A 22,443-nucleotide genomic window follows, 5' to 3' on the forward strand; every position below is an offset into this window, starting at 1 on the left:
AGGCGCTCGACGAACTCGTCGATGGTGCTGGCGAACTGCACGGCGTCGCGGATGCGCACCCACTCGGGCACGCCTTCCTCGCTGTACTTGTCAAAGCCGGCCAGCGTAGTCTCGGTGACGGACAGGCCCGAGGAGATAACGTAGAAGTCGGTCATGGAAGCCAGCATGCACGGGCCCGAGGCCTGCATCACGAAGTCGTAGCCCTCGTCAGGCTTCACGTGCTTGCATACGTTGAAGTACTGGCCGCTCCAGAACTCGTCGAAGCTCTGGTGGGCGATAACCGGCTTGCCGTCCGGGGTCGCGTCGCCCGTGGCGCAGATGGCGGAGCAGTGCTCCTTGCGGTGCGTCTTCATCTGGGGACGGTTCATGATCTTCGGGGCGTTCACCGGCCACCAGTAGCCGGTCATTTCCATGTAGTCGTTCCAAGCGATAACATCATCGACGGATGCCTCGACGCCCGCGGCGGTTAAGCCGTCGGCCATGCCCTGCAACTCCTGCAGGTAGCGCTCGGGAATAACATCCTTGTGCAAGCGGATGGACTGCTCGGCGAACCAGGAATATTCCTTACCGTAGGTCTCGTAGGTCATATAGGCGAACACGCGCTGGGCATCGGCCCATTGGTCGGCCAGCAGATAGCCTTCCTGGAAACCGCACTCGTAGGGCGAGCCCTTCACCTTGATGTGGTTCCAGCCGTTGATCTTCTGTAGCTGGGCATGATCGACCATCTTTTGCTGCGTTTCGGTGAGCATATGATGGCTCCTTTCCTTTCTTTTCAACCAGCGCGCCGCCACTGATTTAGGACGAATAGGATGGGAAGACGAAGCGGCAACTTCACCGAAGATTACAGCGCGTCAACGGCAAAACACGAGGTAGCAGGCTTGTTCTTCCTGGCTCGGATTGTGAACACCTGAGGGGTTGAGGCATCAACTCTTTCAGGTGATTAGGGGTTTTCGTTTCTCCTCCGTTACGGATCGGCGATCTGAAGGTCATCGCGGAACTCAACCTTTATGCTGAGAGTCACCAACCTGCGAAGCGAAGCCCATTCGGCCGCGTTCGCCCTACGGCAGCATCAACAATCTCTTGGTAGAAAGGCGGTCCCCATGAGCAACTCGCGCAGCCTTCGGGAGCTCTTCCCCTGCGTGCTCGGGCTCGCCTTCGGACGCCTCAGCTTCACGTTGGGAAGCTTCGGCAGCTACCAAAGCCTCCATGAGGGCTTCGGCAACCTCGAGGCCGTGGGGGTCTTTGCCCTCCTCATTGCCATCGCTGTCATTTTCTTCTTCATATATAAAGCCCGACTCACCGACGCCCAAGCTTTGCTGGGCGCCCGCATTGGCATTATCAGCGCGGCGCTGGTCATTGCCACGGGCGTGGTTATCCAAGGCAGCGAGGCGCTGCGCGGCAGCTTCACGTTTTTCCTCAGTCTGCTGCTCTCGGTTCTTGCCGCCGGCGTTCTGTTTTATTGGCTCCGCTTGGCTAAGGGCGCTCGCAGTTCGGTGGCCGTCGCCTATGTCTTCAGCGCCCTGGGGCTCAGCGAGCTTATCCTTTTCGTGCTGAATATGCTCCCCTCTTCGGCGGCTGCCATGCTCACCATAGTACTCACACTCGGACAGTTGCCGTGTCTGGCGGCAAGCCGCCAGAGCCCTCCGCTTCGCGATTTGGTCTTCGCCAAGGGAACCATCGGGTTCTACGATTTCGCCCCCCGCTTTACCATGAGCCCCCTCTTTCTTGCCTGCAGCGCCATAGCCGTGGGCCTGCTCTCTCTGGCTGTCGGCGCCTTGCGCGGCTTCCCCGACGGCTTTCCCATTACCTTGAGCCTGGCACCCCTGGCTGTTCAAACGATCACGCTCGTCAGCCTCAGCATCCTCATCGTCGCCTTGGCCTCTCGGGGTAACCGCGATATCATCAGCTGGGGTCTTTGGGCCTTGGTAGAGCTTGCCGCCGTACTCGCCCTCGTGCTGTACGCTCTTTTCCCTGAGCATCTGCTTGTCGGAGGCGCACTCACCGCCGTAGCCAACGCTCTGCTGGGGGCTATCGTTTGCTATGTCGCCATATCGTTCGAAACCATCGGCAAGCGCGATCCCTACTATTACGCCCTCGCTGCCTGGCTCACATGGACCGCAGGCAAAGTCGTCGGACGCGTGGCCCTGCTCCTTGCAGCGCAACCGAGTCCCTTGGTTATCTTCACGGTGCTCAGCGCGTGTCTCATGGTGTCGGCCCTAGCCATCTTCATGGGATACCAGAAGGGGGCCCTCCAGCAAACCGTGGTATTTCCCGCTCCTGCACCCTTCTCAACGAAGGTTGCGGCTCCGAAGCTGGCAGTCACCGCACCCCTTGGGTCAACCGATGCGGCAAGCCGAACCGCCCAGACCCCGTCACCGAGCGCAGTTGTTGTGGGGGGCGAAGCTTTTCCCGCAACGCCCGCGCCCGCAACGGCGCCCGATGCGGCAACGGCTTGGGAAGAGGGACTTGCCACCCTGAGCGAAACGTACATGCTGTCCGATCGCGAGCAGCAAGTGCTCGAGTTGTACGCCGGCGGCTATACGCAGAAGCGCGTGGCCCAAGAGTTGGGAACCTCACTGGACACCGTGCACACCCATGTCATGCATATCTATGCGAAAACGGGGCTCCATTCCCGTCAGGATATCATCGACTACCTGCGCGGACACGAGGCTTAAGCGGACGCAGGAGGGACCCACTCGCGCTTCTCGACCGCCTTTGGAAGACCATGTCCCCTCGCCCTCCCCTACCGAAGCCCTGCCGAACCCGGAGGACCCCGCACCCTTTGACGGGTCGTTACAGAACGGAGTCGGTTTCCCCGCTGCCGGGGCCACTGCTCGGCAGTCATGCCATCATAGGCCCATATCAGCCAGACCGAGCAATGGCGCAGAGGGCGCCTGCCGGTACGAGAACTGGGAGGATACCATGGACAAGTACATTTGCGACGTGTGCGGTTATATCTACGATCCCGCCGTGGGCGACCCGGACGGCGGCATCGAGCCCGGCACTGCTTTCGAGGACATCCCCGAGGATTGGGTTTGCCCCGTTTGCGGCGTCGGCAAGGACGACTTCTCGCTGTACGAGGAGTAGTTGCTCGCTTCACCAAAACGCACAAGAGAGCCCCTCGGGGCTCTCTTTTCATAAGCAGCCGAATTACACGCCGAATAGGAGTCAGGGCGTCACCAGCCATGAGCTCAGGGAGTCTCCGCTATCGGCCCTGACTTATAGAAAAGTCACTCCAAAAATCCAAGTATAGAAAACCTAGAAAATATAGTAAGTATCGTAAATCTAAACTGAATGAATGAGTCTAGCGAAGTTAAGCTGCTTGGCAACAGGACACCCGCCACAGGATCAAACCAGGTCGTTCTCGACGGCTCAACCAATCTCTTCCTGCTCGACGCCGATCAGGTCGAACAGCTCTTGGCGTGTATGAATGCCTAACTTGCGATAGATGTGACGTACATGGGCCTTGGCCGTACCGTTGGCGATGAACAGCTCGCGTTCGATGATGCCCACCGTCTTTCGCTGGGCCAAAAGCAGCAGCACCTCTTCCTCACGCGCCGAGAGCTTGTACTTGCGGGCCACCTCGGCACAGCGATCAGGCAAGGCCTGCTTCCGAATAGTGGCGGCTGCCCCCACCCCGCCTTCGATGAAGTCGGCGCCCCAGCGGCTCATCAAATCACGTTCGGAGAACAAAAGAAGCGCCGCCGCGAACACAGCCGCCACCGCCAGCAAAGACACGATTGTTTCCCCCGGCGCCCCCAGCACCTGAGCGCCTTCAGCCCAGGTCGCCAGCATACGCCCCAGCCACATAGCCACCTGACGCACCGCCCGTTCAAGACCGAAGAGCCAAACAGCTGACACCCCATAGCGATAGCAAATGCTCGACATAACCAGCATGATGAGAATCGATTGTCCCGTATAGGCCGCCGACATGCACCAATTCGCCACATTGCCCGGCACATGGCCAAAGGCTGGCACAAGGAAGAGGGCTACTACGATAAGGGGCAATGCCACCCGATAGATCAAGCTGAAATCGAATCGCTCACCACGCGCCAGCACGAGCGCGAAGACAAGAACGCCCATAAGCAACGTGCCCGGAGCCGAATGGGGGCCGAAAAAACTGTCGTACATGGCACCTTCCATGAGGCCATAGCCGAGAGCATAGGCGGCCATAAACATCATGGCTTTCCAGGGCACCTTGAAACGAGCCCAAGCCAACGACGGGCGCTCGTCGGCAGGAAGCTCGCGGAACCCCCGATGGGCGCACACCAGCGACAGCACCGGCAGAAGTGCCGTCATGACGAACAGCCAGGGCAGCAGGAACCCACGGTACACATAGAGAACAAGTGCGCCGACCACGATAGAGCCCGAATAATAAAGCGCAACGCGCACAGGGTTCAGGCATCCGTACAACTCGCTCCAAATCAAGATAACAAGAGCGATGCCTACCCCGCCAAGCACCGAAGCTGCCAGGCCCATAGCGGCTAAAGGAGGAGTCGGCAGCCAGCAGGTAAGAAACATGAGCGCCGTAGCCCCCACCAGACACGCTCCGGAGAGAATGAAAATCGAGCGCTTGTTGAAGAAGGGGCCGATGCGGCGTGCCATCATCATACTGAGCAGAGAGGTCGCCACCATCGCCCAGTCGAATACGTCCCTTACGGAAAACTCCACCGAGGGAAAGGGAGCGAACGAGCCGACGAAGACAATTTCTATCCAGGCCCGATACAGCCCAAGACCGAGAAAAGCCAGCGGAATGAAATGGCCGAAGGAAGAGGCATCAGTCGCAAGACCCTCCTCGGTATCGCGAATGGCACTCTGCTGCTCTGCACGAGCTTCTTCCGACATTGCTCCACCTCCCCACCCTCGTTTCCCGTCGGCGCAACCACATAAGCGCAGAGGGTCTGCGCTTTCTGGGTAAGTGAACTTTGAGGGATTCGCTTAGATTATGTGCGGCGCTCCACCCCTTGGCAAGACTCGAGGAAAAATTAGGGGGTTAAATTGGGGGGTTACACTATTTAGACCGTCAATCTTGTCATCGGACCATAGCAAAAACACCTCGTCAACAGTAGGGTGCACCTCAGCTTCCCCAAACAGCGCAAAGCGGACGATGCAGCTTTTTGGAACGGCTGCACCTATCTAAGGAGGGTATCTAATGACTTCTATTTCCCGACGCGACTTGTTCAAGTTCGGCGGCATGGCAGCCGTGGGCGCTGCTGGCGTTTCCATGATGGGAGGCTGCGCGCCGCAGGCCCCCAGCGCCAGCAAGAGCCTTTCCGCAACCGGTGCCGGCTCTGATGGCCTGCCGTCGTTCTTCGTCGCCCCGGAACCCATCACCGACATTGCCGAAACCCAGGACTTCGACGTCGTCGTCATCGGCGCGGGAGCGGCCGGCGTACCGGCGGCCATCTCGGCCTTTGAGGCCGGCGCCAAAGTGGCCCTGCTGCAGAAGGAAGAGGCAGCTGTGTCTCAGGGCAACACCTGCGATTCCATTATCGTGGAGGAGACGGCGCCTGGCGGCGTCGAAGCCGTCGTGTCCCTCATCAACGCCGATTGCTGCCACCTGTCCGACCGCGAGCAGGTGCGCCTGTGGGCCTACAATTCTGGCGAGGCCCTGAAGTGGCTGTGGAACATCGGCGAGCAGGCCGGCGCCCAGATGGTGGACTCCACCGCTAAATGGACGGGCGCCATCCAAAACGTGAACGGCTACGATGTTTCCTACTTCGCCTTCGATTTCGGCCCCAAGCCCTACAACACCGGCAGCGGCATGCGCGACATCGCTGACTGGGCCGAGGCTCAGGGCGTCAACATCTTCTACTCCACGCCGGCCGTCCAGCTTGTGCAGGACGAGTCCGGCGCCGTCACCGGCGTTATTGCCGAGGGCTCGAACGGCTACATTCAGTTCAACGCCGCCAAGGGCGTTATCGTGGCCACCGGCGACTACGAGAACGACGACGAGATGATGGCCTACTACGAGCCGGGCATGGCCAACATCTACCGCAAGGAAACCAACAAGACCGGCGACGGCCAGAAGATGATGGTATGGGCCGGCGCCCGTATGGAAGACGCCTGCGGCTCCAAGGTGCAGCACGACTTCGATGCCGGCCCGGGTTCCATGGCCGACATGCCCTTCCTGGCCGTGAAGAACGACGGCACCCGCTTCTGCAACGAGGCCGCCTGCGAGATGGCCGTCATGGGCAACTTCCTGCGCAGCGAGGCCGACCAGGGCTGGTACAGCCAAATCTTCGACAGCAACTACATGGCCGACACCGAGGGTTGGCCCGGCGTGGCCCTGCCGCCCGAGGCCATGGCCAGCTACATGCCCGAGGTGGAGGGCGAGAAGACCGGCGTGTACGAAAGCCTCATTAACACCTATTCCGCCGACACGCTGGAAGAGCTGGGCGAGAAGCTGGGCCTGACCGACGTGCCTACCTTTGTCGCCACGGTCGAGCGTTACAACGAGTTGGCCGAAAACGGCATCGATGAGGACATGGGCAAGCCCACTCAGTTCCTGAAGGCCATCAAGCAGCCGCCCTTCTACGGCATCCACCGTCACATTGGCCTGTCCACCATCGTTCACGGCGTGAATGTGAACAGCGAGATGCAGGTGCTCGACAAGGATGGGGCGCCCATCGAGGGTCTGTATGCCATCGGCAACTGCGCCGGCAACTTCTTCGGCAGCCCTGACTACCCCATGACCGTGCCCGGCCTCTCCCTGGGCCGCTGCCATACGCAGGGCTACGTGGTGGGTCGCGCCGTGGCGAGCAAGTAGGCACTGCCTATTTCTTCCGCGCCGGCCTCCCTCCCCGCCAGCGCGGAATTAGCAAGAGGCCCCGATGCATTTGCGTCGGGGCCTCTTTTCATGCTGAGCGATGCGCTAACACAAAAGAGGGGGCTGGCTTGGGATGAACCCACACGCCAGCCCCCTCTTGCTTTAAGCCTGTGGTGCGCTTAGGCAACCTCGTGCTTGACGCGGTCATGCTCCTCGGCGCGCTTGGCGTCGTTGAAGCGATCCATGGTGCCCACCAGGTAACCGGTGATGCGGCGGATGCGATCGAACTTCACGGGAGCCAGGCCGTAGTGAATGCCCACGTCCTCGCCATCGACATCGAGCGTCAGAGACTCCAGCTTGCCATGGGGATACTTCTCGGCAGCGCGATGCAGGTAAGCCTTGATCTCGTTGTCGGACACGGGCTCGTCGTTGCCGTTGGCGTAGTTCACATTGATCTTCACGCCGTCGATCATCTTGGTGCTCATGAGTCTCTCCTGTTCTTACGAGGCGAAAGTCGCTGTCATGAAAAAGGGGCGTCTTACGGGAACCCTTTGCCACTAACACCCTGATATCGCCTAGGGGATAGTTACCATATCTAGTTAGCGATTGCGAATATTACCACAATATGTTGTCCATATACCCAACGTTTTCAAGAAGTTACGCGAACCGCGCAAAGAGCCCGTAAGGGGCGGTGAGGCCATGCATCAAACCAGTAGTATTTGGCACTGGGGCTTGGAATGAATCGCTCATGGTACGATAGCGCCCCAAGGAAAGAGAGGGCCTATGAACCGCGCATCGTACTACCAGCAACTTCCTGCCGAAGGCGGGCTCGTCAGCGCCTGCCACATGGCCCTTACCAACACGGACCTTGCCGGTAAACACATCCTCGATATCGGCTGCCGCCGCGGTAAGGGTGCCTACAAGCTCAGCGAACTCGCTGGTCCCCAGGGGTTCGTGCTCGGTATCGACTGGCGGGAAGCTTTCGTGGCCCAAGCCCAGGAGGGTATGGCAGCCGCGCTTGATCGCAGCGGACTGAGCGAGAGCAACCTGGCCTTCCGCACCGCCTACCCCGAAAACCTACGCGACGCCGCCATCGAAGACGGCTCCTTCGACGTGGTCTACCTCAACAACGGCATCACGCTGCTCTACGATCCCCTCGAAGCACTACGGGAATGCGCTCGAGCGCTGACGTCGGAAGGCCTGCTTATCCTGGAAGTCGTTGTTGCCGAGGAGCCGCACACCGCAGCAGCCATCGAAGCCGCCCGCGCTGCCGGAAGCAGCATCGGCGCCGCGTGCGCCGAACCCGAGCTCCTTGCATGGCTTGCCGCCGCCGGCTTTGGCAAGCCCGCCGTGGTCGAGCGCACGCAGGTAGATCCCTCCGTCGACAACCTCGACCCCGCAGCCTACCCCGGCCGCTTCTTCGCCCTTACCCTCCAAGCAAGGAAGTCCCTTTTCAAATAAAAAGCCCTCGGATAACCGAGGGCCCGTTACTTGCGCGATTAACTCTTGCGAAGCACACACGCGACCGGCTCGTGCGCAGCGCTTACGCAACTAGCTCTTGCATGATGCTATCCGCTTCTATCGATCCTTGTTGGAGCACAGCAGCAAAATGCCTGCTACCAGCGAACAGAAAATGAGCGTGCACACGTCGAAAGCCACGGTGTTGGGCTTTGTGCCCTTGTAGATGCCCCAGGAAATGACGCACATGGGAATCATCCACGCCAGCGGCAGAATAAGCCAGCACGATCCCACCAACGACAGAATGCAGAAGATGAACGCCACCAGGCGCAAGTTGCGATCGGTGTCGGTCATGGGATAAAGCGCCGCCGTTTGCACCGGGGCCACGGGCTGCTGATAGGCCTGCTGGTAGCCCGGCTGCTGGTAGCCGTAGGACTGCTGAGCCTGAGCGGGATCTTGATACCCATAAGCCTGCTGCGCCTGATAGGGATCCTGATAGCCGTAGGGTTGCTGTTGGTAGCCCGAGGGCTGCCCATAGCCAGGGGCATACCGGCCGTCAGCCGTTTGGGTATAGCCAGAATCGTAGTTTCCCCCGAAGCCTTCTCCATTTGCCGCAGCGTCGGGAGATTGCGAGGGATCGTATTGTTGGTCGGACATGGAGGCGCCTCCTTGGTTCGTTATCTTTGCCACCAGTATAGCGGCCCCAAGAGCCCTGCGCGACCGATTTCACTTACCCGAAGGTTTCACTTTTGTAAGGAGGGGCACCGGACGCCTCTATGAAAGGACGCCTTTAACGCCCTACTTTACGCAGGCGCTGACACTCAAACGCCCACCGCTTCCAACACCGCGGCTCGCCCCTCGGCGTCGGGCGCAATGCGACACCGATCGGGCCACGCGGCACCCAGCTGCCGCTCCGCCTCGCCCACAAGCTCTTCGCGCACGACCACCAGCGCATGGGGAAACGCCGAGGTGGGCCCTTGTCGCAGCAGGGCCACAGCTTCGGTAAGCCCCTCGCCCCGCTGAAGTTCAAGACGACCAAGCTCGTCGACAATCAGAAGGCCAGAAGCCGCAGAAGCGAGTCCCGCGTCCGACCGCCCTCGCACGCACGCGTCCGACAACCCTCGCCCGTCCGCGCCCCTCGCCTCCGATCGGGCGCCCCCTCGCGCCTCCCCGCGCTCAGACCCGCCGCCACGCCCCTCTCCCGCCAGCTGGCGAAAGTGCTCGTTCACCCGGGCGATGGCAGCGTCGTCTATCTCCCAGGCCAATTTAGCCCGTGCGCTCTGACTGGCAGCGTCAAAGCTTCCCTCCTGCTGCGCTAAATCGCGGCGGCGCGCAAAGGGAAGGCGCTCCCCGCTGGGGAGGAGCACGTTGTCGATGCCGCGCTTCTCGAAGCCGTTGCCATCGGCCCGGCCCCCGACGGCCGGTACCCAGTCTCCAGGCGCCAGCACCCCCGCCACCGGCACGCCAGCCGCAACGATGTCGTCAGCCAGCTGTTGGAGCCAGCGGGTCTTCCCTATCTGCACATCGCCTGTCAGAAAAAACAGCATGCCGCCCTCCCGCTTTCCATCGCCCTGAAGCAGAAGCCGATAGCGCCCGCTAGGCCTCTGGATTCTTCAAAGCCGCCATGGTCAGCGCCTCGCCAAACAACTGCCCAGCGCCGTTCTTGACGGCAAACGCGGCCTTCTCCGGGTCCGCCACCACGCTGCCGGCCAGCATGTCCACGCCCCAACGGAACAGGAACGGCGCCATGACCACGCTGGGGCCCACGAACACCGTCTTCGTATTTGCGGCCAAGTCCAGCAGGCGGGGCGCCGTCTTGTTGATCAGGGTCACGCCCGTCATGAACAGATAATCAGCGCCAGGAATCACATACTCGCAGGCCGGATCGGGCACGTCGTTGGCCTGGGTGCACTTGCGCTCGAGCACGGTCAAGCGAGCGTACTCCTCGATGCGCTCCACATGGGGGAAGTGGCCCACCACCACAACCGAGGCGTCCCCCGCTGCCGTAATTTCCGGTCGGTACATCTCGAAAGCATCCATCTTGCGCACCGTGCCATCGGGCACCTCGACGGCTGCATCGTACACGCAGCCTAACTCATCGAGCAGCCCGTGCTGGGAATACCACGCGTTCAGCGCTGCCACGCCCAAGCTGGCCTCCTCAAAGCACCACGACTTCGCCAGCTCGGCCACCGTGCGCAGGGGCAGACCACGCAGGTCGTCGGCATAACGGCGCTTGGCACCGCCCGTAGTGGTGAAGCTCACGCCCATGCCACTGTCAGCGGCCACGTAGGACGAGTGGGTGCCCAGGCAGTAGTCGCGCACCACCACGTCTTCGGGAATGCCAGCAATAAGATGGTTGTACAGCTTCCACGGGGTGTTCGGCTCGTTGGTGCCCGGGAACTGAATGGGTCCTCCCGCGCTCGCCGTGCAGCAATCCTTTTCGGCGCAACCCATCTGCTTCCTTCCTCTCGTCCGCGGTTCGAAGTCTTTCCGGCAAACGCCCCTCAATCCGCTCTCTCATTTCTTTCACCATTGTTATGGTAACGAATTATCCTTCTCTGTAAATTATCTATAATGAAGGATATAATTATCTGCTATGAAGAACAATGAGCACACCCTCCTTCGCCCTACGGTCTCCGCAGCCGCTCGTCGCGGGCGTCTGGTCGTCCTGGGTCTCGCCATCGCCCTTGTGGTGGCAGCGGTGGCCTCTCTCATGCTCGGCCGCTATCCCATCGATCCCGGCCAAGCGCTGGGCATGCTCGTCAACCAGATCATCCCCCTCGATCCCACCTGGACCGACCAGCAGGCAACGCTCTTCTTCAACGTGCGCCTGCCCCGTATCCTGCTGGCTCTCCTAGTCGGCTGCTGCCTGTCCCTCGCCGGCGCTGCCTATCAGGGAACCTTCCAAAACCCCCTCGTGTCGCCGGACATCCTGGGCGCCAGCCAGGGCGCCGCCTTCGGCGCGGCCGTGGCCATTTTGCTGGGCCTCAGTTCGGTTATGACCTCAGCTTTCGCCTTCGCGTTCGCTCTGATCACCGTCTTTTTAGTGCTGCTTATCAGCTCGCGCGCCCGCGGCAACCACATGATGGTGGTCGTGTTGGCCGGCATCATGGTCAGCTCGCTGTTCCAAGCGGGCGTATCCTACGCAAAACTGGTAGCCGACCCCACCGACGAGCTGGCCGACATCACCTACTGGCTCATGGGCTCCCTCACCGGTGCGAACATGAGCGAGATTGCCATGGTCTTCCCAGTCATGTTCGTTGGCTGTGCGGTGCTGTTCGCCCTACGCTGGCGCATCAACATTCTCACCATGGGCGACGACGAAGCGGCCACCATGGGTGTGAATGCACGCCGTACCCGCATCGTGGTCATTGTGGCTGCCACCCTTATCACAGCGGCCAGCGTGTGCGTCACCGGCATGATCGGCTGGGTGGGCCTGGTTATTCCGCACCTGTGCCGCATGATGGTGGGTGCCGATTACCGCAAGCTCATTCCCGCCTCCATGCTCATGGGAGCCACGTTCCTGCTGGTCGTTGACGATATTGCGCGCCTGGCCACCACCGCGGAAATTCCCATTGGCATCCTCACGGCCTTCGTGGGCGCACCGTTCTTCCTGTACCTCATCACGCGGAAGAAGAAGATATGAGCATCGAAGTCAAAAACCTCTGCTTCTCCTACGGCCCGCGTGAAATCCTGCACGATTTGTCCTTCACCATCCCTGATGGCACGCTGGTCAACGTGCTGGGGCCCAACGGCGTGGGCAAGTCCACGCTCTTCCGCTGCATTTTGGGCCTCAATCCCAACTTCCTCGGTACCATCTTAGTGAACGGGAAGGATCTCAAGCACCTGAGCATCCGCGAACGCGCTCGGGAAATTTCCTACATTCCCCAGAGCCACGCCTCGGTCTACGACTACGAGGTGGTGGACGTGGTGCTCATGGCCACGGGCAACGACTTGAAGATGCTCAGTTCGCCGGGTCCCGCGCAGCTCAAGCGAGCCCACGAGGCCCTCGACCGCATCGGCATCGGGCACTTGGCCCATCGCGCCTACACGCAAATTTCCGGCGGCGAGCAGCAACTGGTGCTCATTGCCCGCGCCATTGCCCAAAACGCCCAGACCATCATCATGGACGAGCCCACCAGCGCCTTGGATTACGGCAACACCGTGCGCGTGCTCTCCTGCGTGCGCCAGCTAGCCCGCGAGGGGCTTTCCATTGTGCAGTCGACCCACAACCCCGACCATGCGTTTCTGTATTCTGATAAAACCATGGTCATCAACCAAGGTCATATCCAGGCCTTCGGCAATCCCCATGACGTCATCACCTCCGAGCTCATCAGCGAGCTTTACGGCATCGAAGTGGACGTCAATTCCCTTTACGGCGACAAGGTGCGCGTCTGCGTGCCCGTCAGCGAAATAGAGTCCTAATTGGGAGGAACAGAAAAGGAGTTACCCGTATGTTGAAAACCCTGCAAGCTCGCAGCCGCACGTGGGCTGCCTTCGCGGGCGCGTTGGCCCTCAGCGCCTGCCTGGCCTTCGGCCTGAGCGCATGCTCGTCAAGCGACGAAGCCGCAAGCACCGAAGCCACCCCGAGCACCGAGCAGAGCGCCCCTTCCACGGACGCCAATGCCGATGCTTCCGCCGACACCATTACCTTCACCGATGACCTGGGCCGCACCGTTGAGCTGCCCGCCACCATCGACCGTATCTGCCCCTCGGGCTTTACGGCCCAGCAGGTGCTGCTGACCATCGCCCCCGACAAGATGGTGGGCCTGGCCCAGGAGCTGACCGACGACCAGCTGAAGATCTTCGGTGAGAAGTTCGCCGACTACCCGGTGTTCGGCGCTGTTCTCGGTGCCACCGACAACCTGAACCGCGAGGCCGTGGCCGCCGAGAACCCGCAGGTTATTATCGACACTGGTGAGGCCAAGGAGGGCGCTGAGGACGACCTGAACGCCCTGCAGGAGCAACTGGGCATTCCCGTGGTGTTCATCGAGGCGAAGCTGTCCGACTACGGCGCGGCTTACGCGCGCCTTGGCGAGCTGCTGGGCATGGAGGACCGCGGCAACGAGCTGTCCCAGTACTGCACCGACGTGTACCAGAAGGTTGAGACGACCATGGCGGGCATCCCCGAGGATGAGCGCGTGCATATGGCCTACCTGCTGGGCGAGAACGGCCTGAACGCCATCGCCAAGACCTCGTTCCAGGGCGCCGTCGTGGACATGGTGGCCGACAACGTGGTTGTGGTGGAAGAAGCCTCGGGCAAGGGCACGGGCAACGAGGTGAGCCTCGAGCAGATCGCCCTGTGGAACCCCGATCTCATCATCTTCCAAGAGGGCAGCATCTACGACACCGTGGGCGACAACCCGGCCTGGGCTGGCATCGCCGCCATCGACAACGACAACTACTACCAGGTGCCCAACGATCCGTGGTGCTGGATGAACAACCCGCCGACGGTGAACCAGCTCATGGGCCTGCAGTGGCTGCCGCGCCTGCTGTACCCCGACAAGTTCGACGACTCCATCGCCGACGTCACCCGTGGCTACTACAAGACCATGTACAACTACGACCTGACCGACGATGAGCTGAACGACCTTATCAAGGACGCCGTGCCTCGTGCCGCTGATAACTAGGCTCGAGCGAACGGCCCCAAACGCAAGCGACCCGCCCTTGTAAGGGCGGGTCGCTTTTTTGTGTCTGCAACGCGCTGCGGCTTCGATCGCTCCTTCAACTGCTCCCGACAGGCATCGCAGCAAAAGAAGAAGCGCGACGAAGCGGCTCAGCCGATTTTGACAGAGGAAACGCCGCGCAGGCGCTTAGTCCAGCAGCGCCGTCACCTTGCCCAGCAGGGGCTCGAAGGAAACGCCGCGGGCCTCGAAGTCGGGCTGCTTGGCAGATACCAGCATGGCGTCGGCCGTGAAGTCGGCAGCGAAGGCCGTGGCCTCGGCCAGGCTCGAGCCGGTCATGACGGCGCCCAGCAGCGTGCTGGCGAACACGTCACCGGTGCCGTGGAGCATGTAGGGCAGCTTGGCGTTCGTGGTCTCGGTGAACTCTACCGAGTCGCCCCACACGTAGTTGTGAATGAGGCCGTCGCCGTGCTCGATGCCCTTGAGCACCACGTTCTTCGCGCCGCGCTCGCGCAGCTCCAGAATCATGGCGCGCACCGTTTCCTCGTCCACGTCGCAGCCCTGCCACTCGCGACCGAGGATAATGGCTGCCTCGGTAAGGTTCGGCGTCAGAATGTCGGCGCCGTTGGCCAGGGTGCCCATGGCCTCCACCAGCTCCGGCGTGTAGGTGGGGTACACCTTGCCGTGATCGGCCATCACCGGATCCACCACGCGCAGGGCCTTGGGGTAGCGCTCCCACACCTGTTTGATGATGTCCACCTGCTTGGGCGCACCCAAAAAGCCCGAGTACACCGCATCCAAGTCGACGCCAATGCCCTGCCAGGCCGCCAGGTAATCCTCCAGGATGTCCGTGGTGTCGTGCATGTACCAGCCCGGAAAGGCCGTGTGGCTGGAGAACAGCCCCGTGGGCACGGGGCACACGTCGCACCCGGCCGCCGAGAGCACCGGAATGGCCACGCCGAGCGAGCACTTGCCGTAGCCGCACAGGTCGTGAATGGCCGCCACGCGGGGAATGTAGGCATCTTCGCGTTCGTAAAGATTCGCCATGAAGGCTCCTTCCATGAGGGGCGGGAGTGCCTGCCGACCAGCGCTTAAGCTCGCCCAAGGGCGAGCGCGGGGCAACGTGCTCCGAAGTCCGCGTCGAGGTTCAAATGGCGCAACTCCCACCACTTTCGTCCGCGCTCGATTCTACTCGTCTTGCCGCCGCACGGCCCTACATTTTTCCGATAGCCCCTAAGAGCTGCTCGATTGGCTGAGAAAGCACGGTTTTGGAACGAGACTACCGCGAAAACAAGCTTCTCGTCTCTCAATTGGCTTCAGAAGCACGGTTTTGGAACGTCTCTTGACGCTCAGCGTTCCAAAACCGATCATTCGCAGCCAATCCAAGCCTTTACTACGCGAAAAGCAACCGCTGCCGTTCCAAAACCGTGCTTCTGAAGCCACAAATCCGCCCACAATCCGGTGACGCTTTCGGTCATGAAAAGGCCGCGCCCGTCAGAAAACCCTAGGATGAAAGCGAAAGGAGGCAGAAGCCGTGAGCCTATTCCTCGAACCCTTGGACGATCCCTATGGCTACGACGCCTATCGCCTGCTGCGCTCGAAAGTGGTGCCCGCAGGTTTGGCCACCATTGTGCTGGGCATGGCCCTGGGCTCGTTTTCCCTGTGGCTGCCGCCCCTGCGCAACGAGGACGCCCACGCCATCGCCACCGAGCTTACTGACTTTCTGGGCATGGTGTCGGGCGGCGCGCTCAATATCGGCTTCGCCGACAACAACGCCACCATCTCTCTGGTGGTCATGATCTTCATCATCATCGGCTTCGCCCTGCTGGGCTATGCGCGCAACAACCGGAAGAACTACATGACCGCCTATCCGCGCATCACCAACTTCTACACTCCCTCGCAAAAGGCCGAGGCCCTAAAGGTGCGCCGCCGCTGGCTCTTAGCGGGAGTCACCGGTCTGGCACTGTCGGCCGGCCTGGGAGGCGCCGTAGCCGCAGCCGAGGCACCCTTGGGGCTCGACCTTACCACCCATCGCGGCTCAGCCATCCCCGTGGGCCTGTTCCTGCTCGGCGCCGCCCCCAGCCTGTGGATGATTGCCCACGGCATCATCGTCGGCGACCGTGTGGACATCTTCGAGTACAACTACCAGGCCTTAAGCCTAACGAACCGCTACGATATCCGCGTAAACCAGACTGGCGCCCGCCAACGCGTCATGCTGGGCGAGCAGCGCATTGCCTCCCGCTTCCGCGTGGTCAACCGCTGCATTCTGGGCGTGGGCATCTTCCTTACCATCATGCTCTGGGCCGTGCCGTCGCTGCACACGAACTTCGCCCCCGTACCTCTTCTGGCGGCTTGCGTCCTCTGGTACGTCGTCTACAAAGTAGGCGAGCAGCTGGCAAAGCACCGCTACGAAGCCCCCGACCCCGACACCGACGAAGTAGAAGAAAGCGCCGCCCTAGCCAAGCAGCAGAAGCCGCCGAAGTTCAGGGCCTGATGGAGAGAGGCTACGAGACAGAGCGCTGGAGCCGTCCGAGGCTACCTCCTAACGCCAACTTCGAGACCGACCAGAGAAACGCAGCGCGGAAGGGCGGCGGACTCGTCGGCCAGGCTCTCTGAACGCCAAAAAATAAGGCGACCAAAGGTCGCCAAGTAAAAGCATGAAGGAGCGCAGCGCACGAGCGAAGCGAGCAGCGGAGCGGGTGGGCAGACGACGAGTCCGCCGCCCTTCCGCGCGGACGACCCAACCCGGCTTACCGATTCTCAATAGACCCGATATTCTTAAGCGCGATCTCAATGCGCCCGTCAGGCGTGCTAAAGAACTCAATGAACTCGGCGTTTTCGCCATACTCAGCCGGGAAGGTCAGCTCAATGCCCGTGTCGGTGCGAATCTTGTGGGTGCGCGTAACGCGCTTGGCCACCGCCTTCTCCACCACCACGCGCTCCGGCAGCACCCCCTCATCCACCGCACGGTCGAAGCGCTCCGCCACCTGGGGCGCGTCGGCGAACACCTCGCGGCCCAGCTCGTGGGCGTCCACCTCATCGGATTCCTCGGCACGCTCGGCCACGTAGGCCTTGGCCCGCGACAGCGCCACCGCCGTGTTGGCGCCGTACTCTTCCGCCATTTCCTCCACCACCGTGGTCACGGCCTCCAGCACCTCTTTAGAGGACGCTTCCATGGAGCACTGCAGCAAGCCATCGGGGATGATCCAGCGCTTCTCGCCGGCAATCTCGCGCTCCTTGTCTACGAACCACACCTCCATGCCATCAGCGGCAATAAGGGCAAAAGACGCCACCTTCTGCGAAGGGTTCGGCAGGATGGCGTGATGGCGCGCAATGGTGGTGGCCGTGTCGCCGAAGTCGTTGGAGCCCACCTCGTGCATATAGGCCTGACGCGCCTCCAGCAAAATAATGGCGAAGTAGCGCGGTCCAGCGGCTTTGTAGGCGGCCTCGGCCTCCTCGTCGGTCATCTCGCGCACCGTCTCATCAAGATCGCCCTCGAAGTCCACCACCAGCACGTCGGTGGAAGGCGTCTTCTCCATGCGACCCAGCTCGCCGGCCACGAACTCGGCGATCTGCTGGGAAAGCCCCACGAAATCGCGCTCACCGCGGAAGTAGCTGCGCAGCTCTTCGGCAAACAGGCTATCGGCGGCAAACTGCCCGCGTTTGCTGTCCAGGTTGTTGAGCGTGCGTCGCGCCTGGGACGTCACGTAGCGTTTCGCCACCTTGTTGGAAAAGTCCATTGGCACCTGGGCGTATACGTTCACGCAGGACACAAAATCGAGCACATGCAGAATAGCCTGATTGATTTTCACGGGAAGCCTTTCGCTACGAGCAAGCATTTTTCGGAAGCGTATTATACCGAAAGCCCGCGCGAAAACCCCAAGCCTCCTACTTCGCTTCGAGCCAGAGATTGAGGTCCACGGGGGTGTCGATGCCGGCGACGGTGCCGGCGTTGGTGTACTGCCACAGCACGTAATCCATCTGGGCCGTGGGATTGGGCACGTCGTACTCCGCCAGCCACACGGGATAGGCAACGCGGGCCTCGGGGGTAAGGAGCAGCAGATCTTTTTGATTGCCGTAGAGCAAGGGCTGGTAACCCGCCTTGGCCACCTCTTCGCAAAACGCCAGCGCGTTGGCGGTGAACTGATCGCGTGAAAGATCGTTGGCGCGGGCGCCCTCGATTTCCACCGGCTCGTGGTCGTAGGCCAAGGCGGTGAAATGGGCGCCGTTGACCTCGGCGGCACGCAGCTGTTCGATGGCGAAGGCGGCCTCTTCGCGCGCTTCGTCCTCATTGATGGACTGGGAGAAGAAGTAGGCGCTAGCCTCGATGCCGGCCGCGGTCACGTTGGCGGCGTTGTACTCGAAATACTCGTCGATACCCAGCACGCCCTCGGTGGCGCCGCGGTTGCCCACGCGCACGAAGGCGAACTGCACCCCGGCCTGGGCCACGGCAGCCCAGTCGATGAAGCCCTGGTGCTCGGACACGTCGATGCCCCAGCGCGAGCGCAGCTGGTCGCCCTCGTAGTACGCCAGCTTGTCGCCATCGCGCACCAGGCCCTCCCAGTTATAGGGGCACACATAGGGCTCGGGCTCCGGCGCGGATTCCTGTTGGGTTTCTGAAGCGCAACCAACCAGCGAAGATGCAGAACCGCAAGCCAGAGCTGCCGCGGCGCACGCCCCCGCGGCCACAAACGAGCGACGGGTCAGAAGAGGCGAATGAGCAGTCACGAAGTTCCTCCTGGGCAAGCTGAGCATCCTGGCATTCTCGCCAAGACTCAGCGGGGCCTTGGCGTTCCTTATTGTATAGGAGCGTGTTTTTCTGCATCGAATCTGCCGCAAACTGGCAGAAAACCGAGAAGTAGGCGGCGCGCGGTCCTCGACGAAACGCTAGACCTCGTCGGAGTTCACCATGTCGATGACCTCCTGCTTGGAGTTGACCCCCAGCTTTTGGTACACCTTGCGCACGTGGGACTTCACCGTATTCTCGGAAATGCACAGGTGGTCGGCCATGTACTGCGTGTTGCGCCCCTGGGCCAAGCAACGCAGCACGTCGGTCTCGCGCGGGGTGAGCCGCGCCTCGGCGGCCAGACGGTCGCAGGCCCGCTGCGCGCGATCCTCCACCACCGGGGCCTGACCGGTGCCGGCGCCCCCGCCCACACTCGCGCCCGAAGGCGTGCCAACAGCCGCGCCCAGCGCTGCGCCCGCACCCGCTCGTGCGCTGCCAGCATCTTCGCCCACACCCTCCTGACCGGCCCCCTCGCCCACCGACAGCGTGCCCATGCGGCGATCCTTCATCACCAGCAGCACCACCATGCTGCACAGGTACACCACAATAAGCGCCAGCACCAGCAGCGTCACAATTTCAGTGCCGATGTGGGTGGCGAAGAAGAACCCCGCGCCCACGCCCGCCAGCGAAGCAAGCCCGATCAGGGCTTCGCACAGGCCGAACAGTAGAAACGCCGACATGTCGGTTTTGCGCACGGCGTCGGCAATCATGCACCACGAAATGATGTCGGCAATGAGCCAGCCCATGGCCACCATCGAGTTGGCCACCCCGCCGCCTCCGTTCCACAAAAACGCCAGCAGCAGAAAACCGCCCGTGGAAACGGGCAGCGCAATGCGGTAGGCCGCGCCCACATCCATGGCCCGCGACGAGAACAGCGCGGGCACCAGCAGAAGCAGCACCATCAGCAACGTGACGGCGGTGGAAGTGAACTGGGCCGATTCCGCCCCCGTCGATTGTTGGCCCGACACCAGCAAGGTGAAACTGCTGAGGAACGCGAACAGCGCCGTCAGCACCACGGGGCGCCACAGGGCTCCCGCCGCCCGCGCCGCCAGCCCGCGGACCGGGCGCTGATAGTCGGCCTTGGTCTGCGCCAGACTGCGCTGCAAGCATAACGGCATCACCCCGAAGCCTAGCCACGCCAGCACCATCAGCGCCACTGCCGGCAATGCCATCATGGCACCATAGGCCACCAGGGCCGCCACGTAGGAAAGCAGCACGAACAAGTAAGTAGTGCGCACCGAAAGCGTGCTGCAGAAACGCCCCCACAGCAACAGCAGCAGGCTGTCCCCCATGCCCAGCAGCACGGCGGCCAGCCCCAGCAGCGCCGCGCTTTCCGCCGAGCCGAATGCGAAGAACGGCAGGCGCAGCACGGCCGTGGACAAGGTGACGCCCAAAATAAGCAGCAACGCGGCTACCACGGCCAGAAAAACCGGCGGCACCGAGCGCGTGCGTCGCAGTGAGGCTACGGCCCCGCCCAAGAATCCCACCGATTTCGCCAGCAGAAACGCGGCAAGGAACAGCGCCCCTACCTCGGTGGGCAGCCCGGCCTCTCCGATAAGGGGCAGTGCATCGTGGAAGTAAACGAAGCTGAAGGCAACGTACAGCGCGTACCCGCCGTGATACCAGCGGGCCTTCGCGCGCATCCCCTCCAATGATGCGCGAGCATTTTCGATGAAGCTTTTTCCCATAGCCCCAGTATAAGGCCTTGATGACATTTCGCACCACCCGTCACGGGTGAGAGGTGACAGGCCTCCCTATCGGTCAATTTCATTACTGGCGGGTGTCGTGCGAGCGGCGCGCTCTCCGTACCATAGCAAACGCATTGCAGCGAAGCCGCTTCAGGACAGCCCTGAAGCCTTCGTAACACCCGAGGGGCTTGCCACCTTTTCGTCGGCGAGCAGCCCCTCAATTCGCCAGCAATGCCGATGTGCACGACCCGCGCATCGTTCGGGAGTGAGCGCTCAAGCGCTCGAAGAAAGGGGAGAACCTATGACACGCGAATCTATGAGCCGCCGTTCGTTCCTGGGCCTGGGTGCCCTGGCCGCCGCCGGCGTCGGCGCTGCCGGCCTGGCTGGCTGCGCGCCGGCCGCCTCGGGCAACAGCGAGGCCGCCCTCAGCGAGACGGGCACGGAAGGCACCGCGGCCGCCAGCGGCCAGCCCGCCTTCATGACCGCGCCGGCCGTGCCCACCGACGTGGCCGACACGAAGGACTGCGACGTGCTGGTGCTGGGCCTGGGCCTGTCGGGCATCTGCGCCGCCCGTGCCGCCTCTGAGGCCGGCGTGAAGGTGATCGGTGTCGAGAAGCAGGAGCAGCTGGGCGTCATCGGCATGGCCGGCGACTTCGGCATCTACGGCTCGAAGATCCAGAAAGACTTGGGCATGGAGCTGGCCAGTAAGGGCGAGGTGGTCAACCAGCTGATGAAGGACATGACCTTCCGTCCCAACGCGCGCCTGCTGGGCTACTGGTACGACCATTCCGGCGAGGACTTCGACTGGCTGGTGGAGGGCGCCGACTACGAGGTAGTGCCCACTTCCGCCACGCCGGCCAGCGGCGAGAAGGAATATGTGGTGCGCCCGAAGTGCTTCCCCGTGCTGGAGGGCTACGACCGCTCCACCGAGCTGTTCCCCTTCTTCAACGGCACCGTGACCACCGAGCCCAGCGTGGGCTGGTGCATGGAATCGAGCCAGGCCCTGGCCGAGGGCAACGGCGCCGAGTTCCTGTTCGGCACCTTCGCCGAGCAGCTGATCAAGGACGACTCCGGCCGCGTGACCGGCGCCTACGTGCGCGACAAGAGCGGCACGTACACGCAGATCAACGCAAAGAACGGCGTTATCCTGTGCTGCGGCGACATCTCTGGCAACCCCGAGATGCTGAACTACTACGTGCCGTGGGTGGAAAACATCGCGCCGTTCTACCCCAACATCGACGTTGAGGGCAACGTGGCCAACACCGGCGACGGCCACCGCATGGGCATGTGGGCCGGCGGCCACATGGAGCTGGGCCCGCTGGCGCCCATGACGCACCACATGGGCGCTGCCCTGGGCGTGGACGCGTTCCTGCAGCTGAACGTGAACGGCGAGCGCTTCATGAACGAGGACATCCCGGGCCAGAACATCCAGGACCAGCTGTCTCGCCAGCCCGAGGCGCGCTCGTGGCAGATCATCGACGCGAAGTGGCCCGAGCAGCTAGCCTGCCAGGGTACCGGCCACGGCTACGTGAACTACTACATCCCCGACGCCGAGGCCGATAAGTGGGCCGCCGTGGTGGGCGACGACTTCAGCGCCAGCTTCAGCGGCTACACCACCGACAAGATGTTCCTGGACGCCATCACCCACCAGGCCGACACCATCGAGGAACTGGCCGAAAAGATGGGCGTGCCGGTGGAGACCATGGTGGCTTCGGTGGAGCGCTACAACGAGCTGGCGAAGAAGGGCGTGGACGAGGATTTCGGTAAGCGCGCCGACCGCATGTTCCCGCTGGAGAACCCGCCGTACTACGCCTGCGAGTTCGGCGACGCTGGCATGCTGGTGTGCATGGGCGGCCTCGATTGCGACCTCGACCTGCACGTGTTGAACGACGAGATGCAGCCCATCCCCGGCCTGTACGTAGCCGGCAACAACATGGGCGGCCGCTACCTGGTGGAGTACCCCGTCACCGAGGCCGGCATCAGCCTGGCCACGGCCCTGGTGTTCGGCCGTTTGGCTGGCATGAACGCCGCTGCGGCGAAATAGCCGCTGAGCGAGGAAGCCGGCCGCCCAGCACTACCTCTTGGGCGTGCAGCGATCATTGCGCGCCGGGCGGCTCC

General features: G+C 62.2%; 19 protein-coding genes. 9 read left to right on the forward strand and 10 right to left on the reverse strand.

What is annotated here, in order from left to right; genetic code table 11:
• Positions 1–749, reverse strand: a 749-nt coding sequence (locus QZ307_RS03335; protein WP_295995836.1) for a C45 family autoproteolytic acyltransferase/hydolase, incomplete at its 3' end; no start/stop codon positions are given.
• Positions 750–1,100: 351 nt separating this feature from the next.
• On the opposite strand from QZ307_RS03335, the gene QZ307_RS03340 reads away from it, so the two are divergent.
• Both QZ307_RS03340 and rd read left to right on the forward strand, forming a co-directional pair.
• Positions 1,101–2,675: a helix-turn-helix transcriptional regulator gene (locus QZ307_RS03340; RefSeq protein WP_295995839.1), complete on the forward strand. Its 1,575-nt coding sequence runs from the start codon at positions 1,101–1,103 to the stop codon at positions 2,673–2,675.
• A 247-nt stretch (positions 2,676–2,922) separates the two neighbouring features.
• Positions 2,923–3,087, forward strand: a complete 165-nt coding sequence (gene rd / locus QZ307_RS03345) for a rubredoxin (RefSeq protein ID WP_016309958.1) — start codon at positions 2,923–2,925, stop codon at positions 3,085–3,087.
• A gap of 285 nt (positions 3,088–3,372) precedes the next feature.
• Here the strand turns inward: rd and QZ307_RS03350 are convergent, their stop codons facing one another.
• Positions 3,373–4,845, reverse strand: a complete 1,473-nt coding sequence (locus QZ307_RS03350; RefSeq protein WP_295995845.1) for a LuxR C-terminal-related transcriptional regulator — start codon at positions 4,843–4,845, stop codon at positions 3,373–3,375.
• A 307-nt stretch (positions 4,846–5,152) separates the two neighbouring features.
• Here QZ307_RS03350 and QZ307_RS03355 point away from each other — a divergent pair, with 307 nt between their 5' ends.
• On the forward strand, positions 5,153–6,769 hold the full coding sequence (locus tag QZ307_RS03355; protein ID WP_295995848.1) for an FAD-binding protein: 1,617 nt from the start codon (positions 5,153–5,155) through the stop codon (positions 6,767–6,769).
• Positions 6,770–6,948: 179 nt separating this feature from the next.
• Here the strand turns inward: QZ307_RS03355 and nrdD are convergent, their stop codons facing one another.
• Positions 6,949–7,254 carry an anaerobic ribonucleoside-triphosphate reductase gene (nrdD, locus tag QZ307_RS03360; RefSeq protein ID WP_275205961.1) on the reverse strand — a complete coding sequence of 102 codons (306 nt, stop codon included), beginning with the start codon at positions 7,252–7,254 and terminating at the stop codon, positions 6,949–6,951.
• 298 nt (positions 7,255–7,552) lie between these two features.
• Here nrdD and QZ307_RS03365 point away from each other — a divergent pair, with 298 nt between their 5' ends.
• Positions 7,553–8,230: a methyltransferase domain-containing protein gene (locus tag QZ307_RS03365; RefSeq protein ID WP_295995854.1), complete on the forward strand. Its 678-nt coding sequence runs from the start codon at positions 7,553–7,555 to the stop codon at positions 8,228–8,230.
• Between the two features lie 117 nt (positions 8,231–8,347).
• Here QZ307_RS03365 and QZ307_RS03370 read toward each other — a convergent pair whose 3' ends face one another.
• The 3 genes from QZ307_RS03370 to QZ307_RS03380 form a co-directional block, all read right to left on the reverse strand.
• Entirely contained in the window at positions 8,348–8,884 is a 537-nt protein-coding gene (locus QZ307_RS03370) for a hypothetical protein (RefSeq protein ID WP_295995857.1), read from the reverse strand.
• Between the two features lie 164 nt (positions 8,885–9,048).
• Complete coding sequence (locus tag QZ307_RS03375; protein ID WP_295995859.1) at positions 9,049–9,774, reverse strand: hypothetical protein; 726 nt, start codon at positions 9,772–9,774, stop codon at positions 9,049–9,051.
• A 49-nt stretch (positions 9,775–9,823) separates the two neighbouring features.
• Entirely contained in the window at positions 9,824–10,681 is an 858-nt protein-coding gene (locus tag QZ307_RS03380; RefSeq protein ID WP_295995863.1) for a DUF364 domain-containing protein, read from the reverse strand.
• A 142-nt stretch (positions 10,682–10,823) separates the two neighbouring features.
• Between QZ307_RS03380 and QZ307_RS03385 the strand changes: the two genes are divergently transcribed.
• From QZ307_RS03385 to QZ307_RS03395, 3 genes are read left to right on the forward strand one after another with little or no spacing between them, the layout of a single operon-like run.
• Positions 10,824–11,873: an iron ABC transporter permease gene (locus QZ307_RS03385; RefSeq protein WP_295995866.1), complete on the forward strand. Its 1,050-nt coding sequence runs from the start codon at positions 10,824–10,826 to the stop codon at positions 11,871–11,873.
• Positions 11,870–12,652: an ABC transporter ATP-binding protein gene (locus QZ307_RS03390; protein WP_295995869.1), complete on the forward strand. Its 783-nt coding sequence runs from the start codon at positions 11,870–11,872 to the stop codon at positions 12,650–12,652. Before QZ307_RS03385 ends, QZ307_RS03390 begins: the two co-directional genes overlap by 4 nt.
• Before the next feature lie 29 nt (positions 12,653–12,681).
• Positions 12,682–13,857, forward strand: coding sequence for an ABC transporter substrate-binding protein (locus QZ307_RS03395; RefSeq protein ID WP_295995871.1), 1,176 nt, complete (start codon positions 12,682–12,684; stop codon positions 13,855–13,857).
• 183 nt (positions 13,858–14,040) lie between these two features.
• Here QZ307_RS03395 and QZ307_RS03400 read toward each other — a convergent pair whose 3' ends face one another.
• Positions 14,041–14,898 carry a pyridoxamine kinase gene (locus QZ307_RS03400; protein WP_295995874.1) on the reverse strand — a complete coding sequence of 286 codons (858 nt, stop codon included), beginning with the start codon at positions 14,896–14,898 and terminating at the stop codon, positions 14,041–14,043.
• A 487-nt stretch (positions 14,899–15,385) separates the two neighbouring features.
• On the opposite strand from QZ307_RS03400, the gene QZ307_RS03405 reads away from it, so the two are divergent.
• Entirely contained in the window at positions 15,386–16,345 is a 960-nt protein-coding gene (locus QZ307_RS03405; protein ID WP_295995877.1) for a hypothetical protein, read from the forward strand.
• A 256-nt stretch (positions 16,346–16,601) separates the two neighbouring features.
• Here QZ307_RS03405 and QZ307_RS03410 read toward each other — a convergent pair whose 3' ends face one another.
• The 3 genes from QZ307_RS03410 to QZ307_RS03420 all read right to left on the reverse strand — a co-directional run bounded on the left by QZ307_RS03410 (position 16,602) and on the right by QZ307_RS03420 (position 20,280).
• On the reverse strand, positions 16,602–17,663 hold the full coding sequence (locus QZ307_RS03410) for a nucleoid-associated protein (RefSeq protein ID WP_295995878.1): 1,062 nt from the start codon (positions 17,661–17,663) through the stop codon (positions 16,602–16,604).
• A gap of 76 nt (positions 17,664–17,739) precedes the next feature.
• On the reverse strand, positions 17,740–18,579 hold the full coding sequence (locus tag QZ307_RS03415) for a GH25 family lysozyme (protein ID WP_295995880.1): 840 nt from the start codon (positions 18,577–18,579) through the stop codon (positions 17,740–17,742).
• A gap of 159 nt (positions 18,580–18,738) precedes the next feature.
• On the reverse strand, positions 18,739–20,280 hold the full coding sequence (locus QZ307_RS03420) for a helix-turn-helix transcriptional regulator (RefSeq protein ID WP_295995883.1): 1,542 nt from the start codon (positions 20,278–20,280) through the stop codon (positions 18,739–18,741).
• Positions 20,281–20,626: 346 nt separating this feature from the next.
• On the opposite strand from QZ307_RS03420, the gene QZ307_RS03425 reads away from it, so the two are divergent.
• Positions 20,627–22,369 carry an FAD-binding protein gene (locus tag QZ307_RS03425; protein ID WP_295995886.1) on the forward strand — a complete coding sequence of 581 codons (1,743 nt, stop codon included), beginning with the start codon at positions 20,627–20,629 and terminating at the stop codon, positions 22,367–22,369.
• Positions 22,370–22,443: the final 74 nt, after the last annotated feature.

It is taken from the genome of uncultured Adlercreutzia sp. (genome assembly GCA_910585575.1).
Taxonomy (GTDB): domain Bacteria; phylum Actinomycetota; class Coriobacteriia; order Coriobacteriales; family Eggerthellaceae; genus Adlercreutzia.